Below are 16,294 nucleotides of genomic sequence, written 5' to 3'. Positions count from 1 at the left end.
ACCAAAAAGGAGACCATTCTCATAAGATGGTCTCCTTGGAGCATGTCCATTTGGATAACGGATTAATTTGTTCTACGTGCAAAGTCAACAAAACGGAATTTATCAGGCCTATGTCTTGATTCTGTATATTGAAAAAGGGTAGCATCATCTAAATATACATGATTCTTAATAACCACCACATTATGAAATCCTTCAAGATCTAAAAGTGTACTGTCTTCAATGGTCGGCTCTTCCACAACAATTTCCTTTTTTGCAAAACTGATCGTTAGATTTAATTCGTTTTCAATATAGTGATATATCGAGTCCGAACAAATCTCTTCTGATAAGGTAGGAATGAATTTTTTATTTAAAAAATCCTTATCTAGAATTATTTTTTCCCCGTTCATTTCCCTCGTCCGAACAACTTTCCAAACCAAATCTTTAGTGCCTAATTGAAGCTGCTGTCTTACAAAAGCCTCAGGCTTAATTAGAGAAAATTCATTTACAATCGTTCTCGGTTTGTTCCCCATTTTATTGGCCAGCTCTTTAAAGCTGACCAAACCCGAAACAGGGAAATCAAATTTGCTGATGTCTATGACGATTGAACCTTTTCCCCTAACTTTTTGAATATATCCATTTTGAGAGAGCAGATTTAACGCTTTTCTGATGGTTTCTCTTGATGTCTCGAACTCGTCTTTTAATTCGTTTTCAGAGGGGAGAAGCGTTTGGGGCGGAATCTCTCCACTTTTAATCTGCTCTACAATGCTGTTATAAATTGTTAGGTATTTGTTTGTCATAGTGACATCTCCGTTCATTTTTTCAGATGGTACACAAGTGATTCGTATGGTCGTAACGGAATCTCTCTACCAAAAGGACCTGAATCTCTATAATTAGAGAGTAACATCTCACTCGTAAACTCTTCAAGATGTAAATGAGAAGGGAGGTATAAGGTTTTATCTCTTCCATAAAAATTATTGATAACCACTAGCTTTTCAGACCCACTTGTCCTGATATAAGAGAAGATATCCTTATCGTTATCTAAAATTAATTCAAAATCTCCGTCTGTAATCACATTATATTGTTTTCTTAATTGGATTAACTTTTGATAGTGATAGAAGATAGAATCTTTTTCTTTCACTGCTAGTTCAGCATTTAATTCTTTATAGTTTTTTGCTGTATCAATCCAAGGCGTTCCAGAAGTAAATCCTGCATGCTTACTGGCATTCCACTGAACTGGGGTTCTAGAATTATCACGAGATTTCTGTTTAAGGATTTCTAGTATTTCTTCTTCTGTTAATCCTTCTTTTTTCTTAATGTCAAAGATATTTAATGATTCAACATCACGATAATCTTCAATGCTAGAAAAGTTCGGATTGGTCATGCCAAATTCCTCACCTTGGTAAATATAAGGGGTTCCTTGCATCATATGCAAAGCAGTTGCTAGCATTTTACCCGATTCCTTGTGGTAGTTTTGGTCATCACCGAAGCGGGATACCACACGAGGCTGATCGTGATTACACCAGAAAAGAGCATTCCAACCGCCGCCTTGGTTCATTTCCACTTGCCATTTAGTTAAAATTTGCTTTAGGGACAGAAAATCAAAATGTGCTTTTGTCCACTTATCTCCATTTGGGTAATCCACTTTGAGATGATGGAAACTAAAAGTCATATTCAGTTCTTCCTGCGCTGGATTTGTATAACGGATACAATTGTCAATGGATGTAGAAGACATCTCACCGACTGTCATGATATTGTACTTCGAAAAAACTTCCTGATTCATTTCATGTAAAAATTCATGTATTCTTGGTCCGTCAGTATAGAACTTTCGTCCGTCAGTATCATCTTGAGGGAATTGCTGGTCTTTGGAGATTAAATTGATAACATCTAATCTGAAGCCATCTACCCCTTTTTTTAGCCAAAAGTGCATCATTTCATAAAGAGCTTCTCGTACTTTTTTATTCTCCCAATTAAGATCAGCTTGAGTTACATCGAATAAGTGAAGATAATATTGACCGGTTGCTTCATCATATTCCCAGGCAGAACCACCAAATTTGGATTCCCAGTTGGTCGGCGGTTCTCCATTTTTTCCATCCTTCCAAATATAAAAGTCCCTGAAAGGGTTCTCCTTTGAAGACTTGGCTTGTTTAAACCATTCATGTTCAGTAGAGGTATGATTGATGACGATATCCATAATAATTTTCATTCCTCGTTGATGTGCTTCTGTCAGTAGCTTATCAAAGTCTTCCATTGTTCCATACTCTTCATGAATACCGTAGTAGTCACTAATATCATAGCCATTATCACGCTGTGGAGATTTATAAATAGGGGTCAGCCATAAAACGTCTACGCCTAAGTTTTTAAGATAATCTAGCTTTTCGATAATTCCTTGTATATCACCGGTCCCATTTCCTGTCGTATCATAAAAGCTTTTTGGATAAATTTGATAAACAACTGCCTTTTTCCACCATGTTGTTGACATTATCTACACCTACCTAAAATTATGAGAATTCTAATGTGGAAAAGGAGGGAGAATGTCGAATGTCTCCCTCCAAAGTATTATTTTTTAAGAGTTAATTTTTTTACGCCGGTTTTTGCAAAGATAGTTGTTAACACAAATGGTACAACTATGGCGATTACCATACATACTGCAAACATCGCCATGTGCTTTGGTTGAATGGAGAGAATTCCAGGAAGTCCACCAACACCAATGGAGTTAGCCATGACACCGCTTGCCACTGAAACCACACCCGCAATCATGGAACCGATCATGGCTGCTAAGAATGGGAAGCCATATTTTAAGTTAATACCGAACATCGCTGGTTCTGTAACTCCTAAATAACAAGAAATTGTGGCAGGAATCGAAACCTGCTTTTCTTCTTCGTTTTTTCTGTTGATAAAAATCATCGCAAGTACGGCAGAACCTTGAGCAATGTTAGATAATGCGATCATTGGCCAAAGGTTTGTCCCACCAAGCTCACTCATTAATTGGAGGTCAATTGCATTAGTCATATGGTGTAAACCAGTAATAACAAGTGGTGCGTAAGCGAAACCAAAGATAGCAGCGAATAACCAACCGAATGCAGAAGTTAAGCATGAGTAAACTACATGAGAGATTCCTGAGCCAATTGACCAGCCAATTGGACCTAAAATAGTATGTGCAATTAATACGGTTGGAACTAAGGCTAAAAACGGTACTACAATCATTGAGATTGAGTTTGGAACGATTTTACGAAGTCTTGTTTCCAGGAATCCTAATACTATTCCAGCTAAAATTGCAGGGATAACTTGTGCTTGATAACCAATCATTTTAATATGGGCAAATCCGAAGTCCCAAGTAGGAATTTCCTTGGCACCTGCGACTGCGTAAGCATTTAATAATTGTGGAGATACTAGGGTAATACCAAGAACGATTCCAAGTATTTGAGACGCACCCATCTTCTTTGCCACAGACCATGTAATACCAACAGGTAGGAAATGGAATATCGCTTCACCGATTAACCAGAGGAAAGAGTGAACACCAGCCCAAAATTGAGAAACCTCTACAATTGTCTTTGTCCCATCATCAAGTAATTTAATGTCACCGATTACATTTCTGAAGCCTAGAATTAAACCACCAACGACGAGGGCGGGAATTAAAGGTGTAAAGATTTCAGCTAAATGCCCCATCATCCTTTGGATCCAGTTCTGATTTTGCTTTGCAGCTATTTTTGCCTCTTCCTTAGAAGTGCCTTCAACGCCTGCGAATTTTACAAACTCATTATAAAAACTTGCCACTTCATTTCCAATAATTACTTGGAATTGTCCAGCTTGGGTGAAAGTACCTTTTACAAGCTGAATACCCTCAATCTTTTCAATATCCGCTTTTGAAGGATCATTTAAAACAAAGCGCATTCTTGTTACACAATGGGTAACGGCGGCAATGTTCTCTTTTCCGCCAATGTGTTGTAATAAATCCTTTGATGGATCTGTGTATTTAGACATTTGTCTTTCCCCCTAGTAATGGGAATATCCCATTCTTATCTATTTTTGTGTTCCTTATATACAAGTAATGTGTGCGTTTACATGGATGGTTATCCGCTTGTATATACAAGTTTTGATTGCGATTTCATTCTAACTTGTATATACATGTATGTCAACAAATTAATTTTTATATATTTTAATTGGTAAACACGGCTTACTTATCATCTATAAAAATGGCTATAGTTATATTTTAATATGTCTTTTGAATTACTTTTCGTCTTTACAGCATTAAACCGTTGAATGAATATTGCGAAAATGGTAATATAAAGATGTTTAAATTCTTCTGAGTTTAGACCTCCTAATTGTTGGGAACTTAGCCTAGACCTCTAAGTTCTCGTTTGAACCTTTGAACTGTGTTCAAGGGTTCTTTTTTTACAAAGGCTCTTTTCGTATAATTGTTGCTCTCTACTACACTCCAAGCTTGATTCATAAGCACTTCTGATTATGTTGGGTTAAAGGAAGGTCCAATAATAGAAGTCATTGGCCTTTTTGGACAATAATAGAAGAAAAAAAGGTTCATGGTCAGAAGCCAGAGCAACTTCTGACAGTGTTGGCAGAAAAAGAAGATACATAGTCAGAAGCCAGGTCAACTTCTGACAGTATTGGCAGAAAAAGAAGGTACATAGTCAGAAGACAGGTAAACTTCTGACAGTGTTGGCAGAAAAAGAAGATACATAGTCAGAAGCCAGGTCAACTTCTGACAGTGTTGGCAGAAGAAAAGAAGATACATAGTTGGAAGTCTGATCATCATGGGACAAAAGGTAAGATTTCAAAGAGTGCCCGTGTCAGTAGGTTAGGTGTATTTGACAGTATGGATGAAATAGATAAAATTCAAGAAAACAGAAAAGAGATAGGAGCAATCCCACCTCAATTTGTGTTACATATAAATTCCTGCCAAAAAGATGCCTAAGGTTTTTTGAAATATTTCATCAAACTGTGAAAGGGGTAGAGGGTAAATCCCATTACCGATTTCTATAGTAAATCCTGGTCTTCTCCAATCTTGAAAGAACCAGTCTTTGTATCCTGCGTAGCTTTCAATTGATTTAACAGGCTCATAACCACTGACTCTGCTAAATTCATTCACAAGTACCTCTGATTCTGGTGGTTCAAGATTTTCAAATCTCCAGTACATTACTTCACCCTGTGTATGAAAAGCTAAAACCCTTGTAAAATCTCTACTCTTCGTGAGCTCAGCCATGGCAATGGCTTCAGGTTCGGAGAGTGGTTTTTCCCCGCCGTAATCTCTTGGACCAGGCTGATCAGGATTTCTTGCTTTTTCTAACTCCCATCTTGCAGGAAACTGGTCGTTAAGATCAACTCCTCTGATATTTGCCTTCCATCCTGAAAAATCTTTACCGCCTTTATTATATTCAATCACTCGAGTGTTCCAGGGCTCGCTTGCAGAAGGCCCATGTAAAACAAGATCCACTCCGTCAGGGTTAACCTTTTTATTTCCGGTACCAATTCGCATTTCAGGTATGCTTTTCCCTAGCACAGTTTTTCCGATTGAAGATGTCTGTAAAAATGGATATACACTTTTAAGCGATCAATATCAGTCATCATTGTTTTGTAATCGTATTTTTGAGCACCATGTACCTATCTCCCGGTAATCCTTAATGGAACTTTAATGATCTGGCCCACCTTAATATTTTTTGGATTAACGTTTGGATTAACCAATTGCAAAGAATCTAATGGAAGATGACGGTTCTATGCAATTTTCCATAAGGTTTCGCCTTGACGTATTTGATAATCTTGAAGGACAAAGCCTGGAATCTTAACCTTTTGTCCGACGGAAAGACTGTTTGGTTGAATAGTAGGGTTTGAAGCATAAATTAATGACAAATTTATTTTAAACAACTGGCTGTAGTGCCATTGAGAATCACCTTGCCTAACAACTATTTCCATAAAGCACCTCCAGTAGACAGAAATCGTATTACTAAAATGTATGCATTATAGATTAATTATTAGTGTTTGTGGTGATATCCATGAATTGGCATAGGCTCCATTCCATTGTAAAATAATAGATGGTGTTTTTTACTTCTTTCCTTAATCAAGGAATCTGTTTTTCCATTCTGGCTGTGGAAGCATACAGTGGTTTCTTTTTCCAAACCATTTATATCGGCGATTAGCAATAAATTCATAAATAGCATCCCGAATAAAAGGCGGGATGATCCGGAAGCAAGCAAACATCTTCCAAAAACCATTCAATTGGCTGCAGACCCGTAAAGCAGCAGTTGATTTTATATATACTTTTCCATTTTCAATTAGGACAAAACTATTTATTTCTTTAGGTAAATCATACGAATGTAAGAATTTTTGTCCGATTTCACTTTGTAGGGAAGCAAACTTAAATAATCCAGCAGGGTCTCTTTTAATTATAAATTGTACGCTGTTGTTGCACAGATTACAGTCTCCATCGAAAAAAACAATTCGTTCCATGAGTTCACCTACTTCACATGTGTTCTTCATTTATTAGAATAGCATAAAGAAATGCAGATCATTTAAAAGTTATTGAAACGTAAGCTTAAGTTTTTACGTATTTATATATATAAGAATAAATATAAAAACAGAAAGGGGCTCGAGGTGTGGATATTTACAATGGTTTTGATATGTTTTCAATCATGCAAACTATTTTTCCAATATTCTTTATCCTTGTAGCTGGAATTATTCTTTTTTCCATCTTAAGGGGTATTAGGGAATGGAGTAATAATAATAAGCAACCACGCTTAAACGTTGATGCAGTTGTCATTTCCAAGAGGACTCAAGTTCGTCATGGAGGAAATGACCATCACTCTACTACTTGGTATTATGTAACATTTCAAGTAGAGAGTGGTGATCGGATGGAATTCGGAGTAAACGGTAGGGAATATGGGCAATTGGTTGAAGGTGATCAAGGTGAACTAGTCTTTCAAGGTTCGCGTTATCATGGTTTTACCAGAAGACAATGGGGGTAATCAAATATGCAGAAAAATATCCTTTGTGAATTATTAAACATCACCTATCCCATTATTCAAGCTCCAATGGCTGGAGGAATTACATCTGCAAAGTTGGTTGCTGCTGTTTCAGATGCAGGTGGCCTTGGGATGGTGGGGGCAGGATATATGAGTCCCAACCAATTACTAGCCCAAATTAAAGAGATAAAAAGATTAACAGACACGCCGTTTGGAGTTAATTTATTTGTTCCATCGTCCTATTCAATTGATGAGAAACAAGTTCAGAGGGCTCTGTCCTTACTTAAACCTTTTAATGAACAATTCGATATAAGCGAGTGCCTTTCTCTTCCTACATTCGACCAAGACAAACAAATCTTTCAAGAACAAGTGAGTATCATAATAGAAGAACATGTCCCAATCTGTTCTTTTACATTTGGTTTACCTTCACATGAAATTATAACAAGACTTAAATCTAGATCGATTACATTGCTTGGCACCGCTACAACGGTTCAAGAAGCTATGATGAATGAACAATCTGGGATGGATGCAGTGGTAGTCCAGGGTGCGGAAGCAGGGGGGCATCGAGGAACCTTTCAACATGATGAACAGAGAGGCTTAGTTGGTTTGATGTCGCTGATCCCTCAAGCTGCTGATTCTTTACATATTCCAATTATTGCAGCTGGAGGAATCATGGATGGGAGAGGAATCACGGCTGCGAAAATACTTGGAGCAGCGGGGGTGCAGATGGGAACTGCATTCCTTGTGTGTGAAGAAAGTGGTGCACACCCACTACATAAAGATGCGGTTATAGGTGCAACAGAAGACCAAATTGTACTAACGAAATCCTTTTCTGGTAAAATCGCAAGAGGAATCAACAATAGTTTTATAGAAACGCTCAAACCCTATGAAGATCATCTTCCAGAATATCCATTGCAAAATGAACTGACAAAAGCAATAAGGAAAGCCGCTTCGACTAGAGGAAAAACTGCATGCATGTCTCTTTGGTCCGGGCAAAGCCCACGTTTAGCAAAAAAAGTTACTGTTCAAGAACTTATGGGTAGATTAATATTAGAAATGGATCGTCTAAATATATAAAAGGGAGGGACATAGATGAAAAAAAAGATACAAAAAGCGCCCTACCTATTGTTATTGTTAGTGTTTCCGGTCTTGGCCAGTCTTTACAGCTTTTTAAATGATCGCTCCCATAAGGCTTTTGATATTTCAACATCAGTGGATGAAGTAATCCCATTTATGTCGGTTTTTATTATTCCGTATATTCTTTGGTATGTCTACATGTTCCTTTTTTTAGTCTATCTTTGGTTTAAAAATACGAAAGTTTATGTAAAAACCATATTTATGATTGTGATTGGTGAGTTGATTTGCTTTATTATTTATTTCTATTTCCAAACCACAGTCTCAAGACCGGACATTCAAGGAGACAGTCCTCTAACAGTGCTAGTTCAGTGGATTTATAAAAATGATCGTCCATATAATTGCTTTCCAAGCATACATGTGCTTACTACATTTGCTGTTATGCTCGCTTCTCTGCATATAAAAAATAAACATTTACTCACTAACATATGTATACATGTTTTAGGTACATTAATTATTATCTCAACACTTTTTGTTAAGCAACATGTCATTCTTGATATGGTTGGTTCAATGTTTCTAGTTACCTTTCTTTATGGTATTACATTTGAGCTGTTAATTTTTCGTTTGGGTGAAAAGCCCGTTCAAGTTCCTTTAAAAAACAAATAGTTTCGTATAAAAAGAGTGTCAGGTAGACACTCTATTTTTATGAGTAAAAAGCTTGTTTACAATTCAACTGTAAATGTACGAAAAGACTAAGTCATATGGACTGTTTTTATATGCTGGAGATTTACATATACAGGATCTTCTTTCGCGCTGATTAATTCAACAAAATTATTCTTTATCCCTTGGACTTTACCAATCACATTCTCATTTTCACCAATATTAAAGACGATTAGTTCACCCACACATTTCTCAATTTGTACTTCAAATGATCGTGCAAATGTAAGATTGCTTGGGTTTACAGGAAGACTTGCGTTACTAAGGCCGTATGGGCGTTGGTTGCTAGTGTATGGTATTAACCACTTAAGATGATGAAGGGAGATAAACATCGTTTTATAAATCGGGGAATAGAATACAAAGTAATTATTCATGATACTGATAATATAACCATGTAATGCTTGTTTACTTGTTACATAGATTTCGGTAAAGATTCCCTTTGCAGCTGTCAAAGTTTTTCTCAATGATATTTCTTCATTGTGGTTATAAATTGGTGTCGGTTCATCATTAAAACTTATTTCAGCTATTTCATCTCGCTTTAAAAACTGCCAGTTTTGAATATGAATGATTGGAATATATAGATAGTCGTTACCATTAAAAACAACCCATAAGTCACTGCCAACATCAACTAATAATCCACTTATTTCTTTCTTCCCTGAGATTTCTAGTTTGATGTACTTTCCAATCTTATCCTTCAAGCTCATTTACTCACTTCCTTTCCTTGGATTTTCCGTTTACAAATAGAGAAGGGCTGAAAGCGAAAAAAGTATTTTTTATATCCCATATTTGAGTATTGCCCAGCTCTTATTTGTAATAGGACTTGAGAGTTGATTATGGTTAATAAATATTGATTGATGAATGGAACCCATTATAATACAAGTGAGGATCCAGAATTACAATCTAAATGTTCTTTTACTTCTATTAGGCCAACCAGCAAATGGGAAAGCTTTAATCTCATCGCGACGAACCGGTTCACCTGCAAAGCGGAATGCCTGCGTTTCCTTATCTCTTTGTTTCCATACACTCTTGGTATCGTTTGTATTCATCTCACTTGTAGAGTGCTCAGCTTTTTTATTGGAAGTATTATGTGACATGTTAAGTTTTGGTGTAGGTGAAGTTTCTTGGGATTTTACTGGCTTTACTTCCTTCTTAGGCATTTGTAGAAGTGGGGCAGGTTCCATTTTAAAAAGTGGGGCAACTTCTTTTTCATGTTTCTTCTCTTTTACTGGCTCCGTATTATGATGTTTATGTTTTTCCTCATTCTTCTCTTTTACTGGCTCCGTATTATGATGTTTATGTTTTTCCTCATTCTTCTCGTTAATAGCCAGTTCGTTAGGGGACTTTTTAGGTTCAACAGCCATTTTTGGTGTCTTTTCTTCAGAATGTGATTTTTTTGACTTGTTAGTAGCTTCTTTAACTGGAGTAACCACCGATTCACCTTTTATCGGTTGCGACCAGACTACCTTTTCTTCTGTAGCAACTACTTCGTGCATTTTTTCAGCTGTTTTCTCTTTCTTGTCAGCACCTTTGTTTGATGAAGATTTTGACTTTTGTTGAGATTTGTTTTCAGTTTCCTCGCAAGTGAAACAGTCGTTGTCATTTTTTTCTTCTTTGTTATCATTCTCATTCTTATGAGATTCGTTACTATTCTTGTTGTTATCCTTGTTGTTATCCTTGTTGTTATCCTTATTGTTTTCCTTATTGTTTTCTTGCTTGGCATCCTCTTCTTTGAGAACACCCTTTAGTATGTTAGAAACATGTTCTACCTTGATTAGAATTCGCTCTTCACCATTAATAACAGTAACAAAGTCTTCATCAATTTCACTTAAGACACCAGTAAATTTTTGCTTATTAAATGCTAAAATGGTTACCCAGGTATTTTGGAATGAATGAAGAAGTTCTTTTAAACTCTGAGTCTTTTGAAATTTTACATCTGTGACATCTGGCTTGAACTGTCTTGTATTTTTTGTGATAGCCTGAATTTTTTCAATATTGTAATAGAATATATAGTTATTGTCGGTTTCTAAAACGACGTGATCTGCTTCAACACCGATTAATTTTCCTTTATAAACATTCTCACCTACATATAGATTTACTTGAAACCCTTTCAGTACATCCAATGCAGCTGAAAACTTTTCTAACCCCATGAAAGAATCCTCCTTTAGATAGTATAGGTCGCTTCTCTTAAGGAGAAGCGACAAAAGGGTTATTCGTTAATCTTCGTGTTCGTCGTTCTTTTTCTGATCGTTGTCATTGTCGGATTTACCGGAATCATCTTTTTTTCTTTCAACCATTAAGCCGTAGCTTATGTTGCGGATGTGCTTCATGGAGAAGCGCACAACTTCTTCTTTAACAATCAGTGAAGCATAGTGTTTGTTGGCGTCACTTAGTACACCTTCTAATGATTCAGAGCCGCCGCGATTGATTTTTACCCATTGGAATCTAATACTTTCTAAAAGCTTATGAAAATTTTCAGCAGTTTTATAATCTAATTTGTCTGGAATATGAATTCCCAATTTCATATCGTCTTTTGAGCTTTCTGTAACGCTTCTGACATGGTTAGTTTTATAATAAACGACCCCATCAGTTTCTGTTAAAAGGACAAAATAATCTTCAAAAACAGCAAGAAGCTTCCCTTTTCTAGATTCTGGACCTCCCCGGTCAACCCTGATTGTTTTACCCACAAATAAATTCATTAATTCTCTATCCATAAAAGTTTTTTCCTCCTTTTATTAAATAAACATTTACACTGCATCTATATGTATCACGGGGTGATGTTGTACTAATAAAGTAGCCTTTTTTTCATAGTCCAAGCAAAAAATAGGCAAAAAAAGGTATATGATACATGACCATATACCTGAGAATTATAAAAGTGTTGATAAATTTTTTTTAATGTAGTCACTTCGATTTTTAATAAAATCGAAAAATACAAGTTTTTCATTTTCTAAGGTTTCAGCAGTTGAAGTAATATATGGATCTTGTTGAAGATAAGGGGATAATTCGGCAAATAGACCATTAATAACAGGTTCCTGTACAGTAAGGGTAAAGTCTTTTTCTAAAATTTTTGAAAGAATATCTTTATACATGTGTTTGAACTCAGGGAAGTGAAGCAAGCGACCTGTTAACGTGTTATAGCCAGTAATTGGGACATAGTCATAATCGAGGAGACGGCCGTGTAGGTTCCTACCCCATGTACCGTCATAGTCCCAAGGGGTGATTTCATATACATTTGTCTTACTATTTTTATATAAAGCGTAATTATGAATAAAGCCATCATAATTTTGTGTACAAACAACCCCTGCCACCCATTTTAAATATTTTTCTACGTCCAAAAATTGATGGATCTCATTTTTAAAATCTTCATTTTTGCAGGTATTAATCATCGCAATAAAATGTCCCAATTCCACTAAATCTTCTTTTTTTCCGTATTTTAAAGTGTAACCCTGATCTAAGCGAGTTTTCAGCTCATTTTTTTTTGTAAGTAGAGAAAAATTTGCACGATTATTAGTTGCATATATTATGGACCCTTTAGGTAAATTTCTTTTTTTTAGGAGATATTGATCAAAGGATTCTAATTCTAGATAAAGACCTTTACAGAATCCGTTAATAAAAAGTAATACATGTTTCGAGTGGGGAGAAATAACCCCAATACGGTCAAAAAAATCAAGTGAAAGTTTGTTTCGAGATAAGGAAATGTCTGAAAACTCTGCATTAAGATGACATTCATGAGCTCCATTAAATGTGTTTGGTTTTTGAAATATAATTCTGTACGATCTTTTTTTCTTATCTCTAATTACGTTCCCCCTATATGAAAGCTTAATTTTGAGACTGATTCCACCAATTTTTAATACTGCTGGTACCAATTCATCCTCCCAAATGTCACTTTCCAATTTCCTTAACCATTTTGGATTAATTAGAATTTCATATTTTTGCACAGAAATACCCCTTAACAGTATTTTTTCTAGATATATGTGTAAAAGACAGTGGATGTGTATATCCCCAAAAATATTAAGGGACTAAAAAATATATGTTTGTCTATGGCAAATACGCTAAATTTTCATAAATTGGAATAGAAAAGAAAAATTTTTTAGAAAGTGGTGGAAAAATGGTTTTAAAGCTTAATATTGAACAATTACTTTCAGAAGCTAAGGAAAACGGGCTTGATGGGTTTTTAGATAATAATCCGGTTGGTAAGAAAAAAGGAGATAAGTCTGGTTCTGGTAGCGCTGGAAAAAGTGGTACACATGGAAGTAGCAGCAGCCATGGAAGCAGCGGAAGCCATGGTGGAAGTGGAAGCCATGGTGGAAGTGGCAGTGGTGGAAGTGGCAGTCACGGAGGCAGTGGAGGCAAAGGCGGAGCAGAAAGTAGCGGCAGTGAAGGCAAAAGTGGAAGCCATGGAAATAAAGGCAAAAAAGGGCCTAAAGGGAAAAAAGGTAATAGTAGTCATGGAGGCAGCGGATCATCTGGAAGCGGAGGCAGTCACGGAGGCAGCGGCTCGGGCGGAAGTGGTGGCAGTCACGGAGGCAGCGGCTCGGGCGGAAGTGGTGGCAGTCACGGAAGCAGCGGTTCATCTGGAAGCGGAGGTAGTCACGGAGGCAGCGGATCGAGCGGAAGCGGAGGCAGTCACGGAAGCAGCGGTTCATGTGGAAGCGGAGGCAGTCACGGAAACAGCGGTTCATGTGGAAGCGGAGGCAGTCACGGAGGCAGCGGTTCATGTGGAAGCGGAGGTAGTCACGGAGGCAGCGGCTCGGGCGGAAGCGGAGGCAGTCACGGAAGCAGCGGCTCGGGCGGAAGTGGAGGCAGCAGCTCAGGTAGCCAAGGAAGTGGCGGTAGCCAAGGTAAAAAAGGAAAGAAAGGTCCAAAAGGCAAAAAAGGACCAAAGGGCAAAAAAGGGCATGGTAGTAGCGGCAGTCACGGAAGCCACGGAAGTAGTGGAAGCCAAGGAAGCAGTGGCAGTCACGGCAGTAGTGGAAGCCAAGGAAGCAGCGGCAGTCACGGAAGCAGCGGCAGTCACGGAAGCAGCGGCAGTCACGGAAGCAGCGGCAGTCACGGAAGCAGTGGAAGTCATGGAAGCAGCGGCAGTCACGGAAGCAGTGGAAGTCATGGAAGCAGCGGCAGTCACGGAAGCAGCGGCAGTCACGGAAGCAGTGGAAGTCATGGAAGCAGCGGCAGTCATGGAAGTAGAGGGAAGAAGCATAAAAAAGGTAAAAAAGGACCTAAGGGTAAAAAAGGACACTAACCCTGTATATAAGACCGATACTCAAACAGTATCGGTCTATTTTTTATTAATTCTGTACATAGGCCTAGTACAAACCACTAAGGATATTCGTCTATCCCCAAAATAATAGGCAAAAATCTAGTAAGCTTTTAAAAAATATATCTAGATTTCCGCTGATTTGTTCATTTACGAGATATTCGTTTAGAACAAGCCTTCCATTGTGGACGTACTATAAAGCAAAGGACAAGAAATATAAAAACGGAGATTAAAGAAGGAAACTTAATGAAGGGAGTAAATAAATTTTTATGTATCATCTTTCGACGGTGATTATCACCATACTAGCTTTCGTGCTTACGATGGTCCTAATCTTTATCCGTCCCAAAAATATGAATGAGGCCATCCCAGCTACAATAGGAGCGATCCTTGTATTTCTAAGCGGGAGTGTATCAATAGGTGATTTATTTGATATTAGCTCCAAAGTAACAGGTGCAGCGATTACCATAATTGCCACCATTGTAATGGCTATCGTACTAGAGAGTTTTGGTTTTTTTAGCTGGACCGCTGCTCTTATGTTAAAAATATCAAAAGGATCAGGTGTCCGATTATTTTGGAATACGTTACTGCTTTGCTTTTTAATGACACTATTTTTCAATAATGACGGAAGTATCTTGATCACTACACCGATTCTGATCCTTATTTTAAATAATCTTAAGTTAAAAAACCGGCAGAAAATACCTTTTCTCCTAAGCGGTGCTCTAATTGCTACCGCCTCTAGTGCACCCATTGGTGTTAGTAATATTGTTAATCTAATAGCCTTAAAAATTATTGGCATGGATCTATATCTTCAAACAGAAATGATGTTTGTCCCAGGGGTCCTTGGACTGTTATTTCTATCCTATTTATTGTTCCTTGTTTTTAAAAAGGACATTCCAAGAGAAATACGCTTCCATTCCTACACCATTCCACTACAAAAAAACCGTCTATACCACCCCCTGCAAAAAAACGCTGAAAGCCTTTTTAATCAACAAAAGAAACTTATGATTAACATGCTTCTATTCGTATTCATTGTAAGAATCAGCCTCTTTGTTGCCTCATTTATTGGAATTTCTGTTACGTTGGTAGCGGTATCCGGATCGGTTATTTTATTGATTTGGAGATGGGTTTATCTAAAAGTAAATCCAAAAGATGTGTTAGGGAAAATTCCATGGCATATATTAATCTTTGCTTTTAGTATGTATGTCATAATCTACGGACTTCACAATATAGGATTAACGAATTTCCTAGTAAATCATCTTCAATCACTAGTTAGTGATAGCTTGTTACATGCAAGTATTACAATGGGAGTCATCACGGCTCTTTTGTCAAATATATTTAATAACCATCCAGCTTTGATGATATCAACCTTGGCTTTAACAGAAATGGGACTAGACCCACTAATTATGAAAACCGTTTACCTTGCCAATATTATTGGGAGTGATATGGGGTCCTTAATCCTTCCAATCGGAACACTGGCAACATTAATTTGGATGCATATTTTAAAGAAAAATAAAATTCAAATAAGCTGGTTCGAATACATGAAGGTAACCATTATAGTCATTCCTTTAACGTTGATTTTTACGCTAATAAGTTTATACTTATGGCTATTACTTGTATTCGTTCCCTAATACTAAAAAAATCCCTAACCTCAATAGTTAGGGATTTTTACTATTTTTTTAAAGATAGGATATAGGATACAGCCAAGGTATATACCTAATACATTTAATATTAAATCATCTATATCCATGCTCCCGCGGTGAGTAAAAAATTGTAGAAGTTCAATTACTGTTATGGATATGATTGGAGCAATCAGCACCCTCGCGATGGAAGCATGTTTTATTCTGAGTAAAATTCCATAGGGTAGAAATAATCCTATATTTGCAGCCAGGTTATAAAATGAAATTAACCCATCCACTTTGCCTGATAAATAAAAGGAAATAGTAGTAAAGGGCTCTAGATTAACAGATTCATAACTTTGATCGTTTGGTCGAAAAAATAATAAAATCAATAGTCCAATTGAATATATAATGATGAAAGTTAATAAAAGAGAATAGGAAATACGGATGGACTCTTTTCTAATCAATAAAAGTAAACCTAACCAGGTCAAATAGATGCATGATAAGACAACGAGTAGTACTACTGGATGCAGGTAGTTTATTAATCTGAAAAATATCGGTGACAAAACAAGAAAGGTCACGACTGAAAGGAATAACGCTAAAGTGTATGTATTTTTCACAATTACACCGCCAGTACTATTTTTGGATGATGACAGTCTATCCACTTTATTTTATCCTACTAC

Annotated in this window: 14 protein-coding genes and 1 pseudogene; 5 read left to right on the top strand and 10 right to left on the bottom strand. The window is 37.0% G+C overall.

Going from position 1 to position 16,294, the window contains the following annotated elements:
- Positions 1-62: 62 nt before the first annotated feature.
- The 5 genes and pseudogenes from treR to QE429_RS14110 all read right to left on the bottom strand — a co-directional run bounded on the left by treR (position 63) and on the right by QE429_RS14110 (position 6,438).
- Positions 63-776 carry a trehalose operon repressor gene (gene treR, locus QE429_RS14130; RefSeq protein WP_307287776.1) on the bottom strand — a complete coding sequence of 238 codons (714 nt, stop codon included), beginning with the start codon at positions 774-776 and terminating at the stop codon, positions 63-65.
- Between the two features lie 14 nt (positions 777-790).
- On the bottom strand, positions 791-2,458 hold the full coding sequence (gene treC / locus QE429_RS14125; protein WP_307287774.1) for an alpha,alpha-phosphotrehalase: 1,668 nt from the start codon (positions 2,456-2,458) through the stop codon (positions 791-793).
- A gap of 77 nt (positions 2,459-2,535) precedes the next feature.
- The gene (treP, locus tag QE429_RS14120) at positions 2,536-3,960 is read right to left on the bottom strand and encodes a PTS system trehalose-specific EIIBC component (protein WP_307287773.1); all 1,425 of its coding nucleotides are present in this window, start codon (positions 3,958-3,960) and stop codon (positions 2,536-2,538) included.
- A gap of 916 nt (positions 3,961-4,876) precedes the next feature.
- Positions 4,877-5,904 (bottom strand): annotated as a pseudogene (locus QE429_RS14115) (M14 family metallopeptidase).
- Between the two features lie 141 nt (positions 5,905-6,045).
- Positions 6,046-6,438 carry a thiol-disulfide oxidoreductase DCC family protein gene (locus tag QE429_RS14110; protein ID WP_307287772.1) on the bottom strand — a complete coding sequence of 131 codons (393 nt, stop codon included), beginning with the start codon at positions 6,436-6,438 and terminating at the stop codon, positions 6,046-6,048.
- A gap of 146 nt (positions 6,439-6,584) precedes the next feature.
- Here QE429_RS14110 and QE429_RS14105 point away from each other — a divergent pair, with 146 nt between their 5' ends.
- Genes QE429_RS14105 through QE429_RS14095 form a run of 3 tightly spaced genes read left to right on the top strand, consistent with a single transcriptional unit; the run spans position 6,585 to position 8,690 of the window.
- The gene (locus QE429_RS14105; RefSeq protein ID WP_307287770.1) at positions 6,585-6,953 is read left to right on the top strand and encodes a DUF2500 domain-containing protein; all 369 of its coding nucleotides are present in this window, start codon (positions 6,585-6,587) and stop codon (positions 6,951-6,953) included.
- A gap of 6 nt (positions 6,954-6,959) precedes the next feature.
- Positions 6,960-8,027 (top strand): NAD(P)H-dependent flavin oxidoreductase, encoded by a 1,068-nt coding sequence (locus QE429_RS14100; RefSeq protein WP_307287768.1) that lies wholly within the window; start codon positions 6,960-6,962, stop codon positions 8,025-8,027.
- Positions 8,028-8,042: 15 nt separating this feature from the next.
- Positions 8,043-8,690 carry a phosphatase PAP2 family protein gene (locus QE429_RS14095; protein ID WP_307287767.1) on the top strand — a complete coding sequence of 216 codons (648 nt, stop codon included), beginning with the start codon at positions 8,043-8,045 and terminating at the stop codon, positions 8,688-8,690.
- An 86-nt stretch (positions 8,691-8,776) separates the two neighbouring features.
- Here QE429_RS14095 and QE429_RS14090 read toward each other — a convergent pair whose 3' ends face one another.
- From QE429_RS14090 to QE429_RS14075, 4 genes are all read right to left on the bottom strand, one after another.
- Positions 8,777-9,445 (bottom strand): DUF2642 domain-containing protein, encoded by a 669-nt coding sequence (locus QE429_RS14090; protein ID WP_307287765.1) that lies wholly within the window; start codon positions 9,443-9,445, stop codon positions 8,777-8,779.
- Positions 9,446-9,634: 189 nt separating this feature from the next.
- Entirely contained in the window at positions 9,635-10,888 is a 1,254-nt protein-coding gene (locus QE429_RS14085) for a hypothetical protein (RefSeq protein WP_307287764.1), read from the bottom strand.
- A 66-nt stretch (positions 10,889-10,954) separates the two neighbouring features.
- Positions 10,955-11,452 carry an LOTUS domain-containing protein gene (locus tag QE429_RS14080; RefSeq protein WP_307287761.1) on the bottom strand — a complete coding sequence of 166 codons (498 nt, stop codon included), beginning with the start codon at positions 11,450-11,452 and terminating at the stop codon, positions 10,955-10,957.
- A 153-nt stretch (positions 11,453-11,605) separates the two neighbouring features.
- Entirely contained in the window at positions 11,606-12,676 is a 1,071-nt protein-coding gene (locus QE429_RS14075; protein ID WP_307287759.1) for a CotH kinase family protein, read from the bottom strand.
- Positions 12,677-12,985: 309 nt separating this feature from the next.
- Between QE429_RS14075 and QE429_RS14070 the strand changes: the two genes are divergently transcribed.
- Together QE429_RS14070 and QE429_RS14065 are read left to right on the top strand one after the other, a co-directional pair.
- A complete protein-coding gene (locus QE429_RS14070; protein WP_307287757.1) occupies positions 12,986-14,086 on the top strand; it encodes a hypothetical protein in 1,101 nt (366 codons plus the stop codon).
- Positions 14,087-14,264: 178 nt separating this feature from the next.
- Positions 14,265-15,623 (top strand): arsenic transporter, encoded by a 1,359-nt coding sequence (locus QE429_RS14065; RefSeq protein ID WP_307287756.1) that lies wholly within the window; start codon positions 14,265-14,267, stop codon positions 15,621-15,623.
- 20 nt (positions 15,624-15,643) lie between these two features.
- On the opposite strand, the gene QE429_RS14060 is transcribed toward QE429_RS14065, so the two are convergent.
- Positions 15,644-16,276, bottom strand: a complete 633-nt coding sequence (locus QE429_RS14060) for a VanZ family protein (protein ID WP_307287755.1) — start codon at positions 16,274-16,276, stop codon at positions 15,644-15,646.
- Positions 16,277-16,294: the final 18 nt, after the last annotated feature.

Origin of the sequence: Bacillus sp. SORGH_AS_0510, from assembly GCF_030818775.1 — a bacterium.
Taxonomy (GTDB): domain Bacteria; phylum Bacillota; class Bacilli; order Bacillales; family Cytobacillaceae; genus Neobacillus.
The sequence above is the reverse complement of the archived record's forward strand: the minus strand, read 5'-3'. Positions and strand labels throughout refer to the sequence as shown.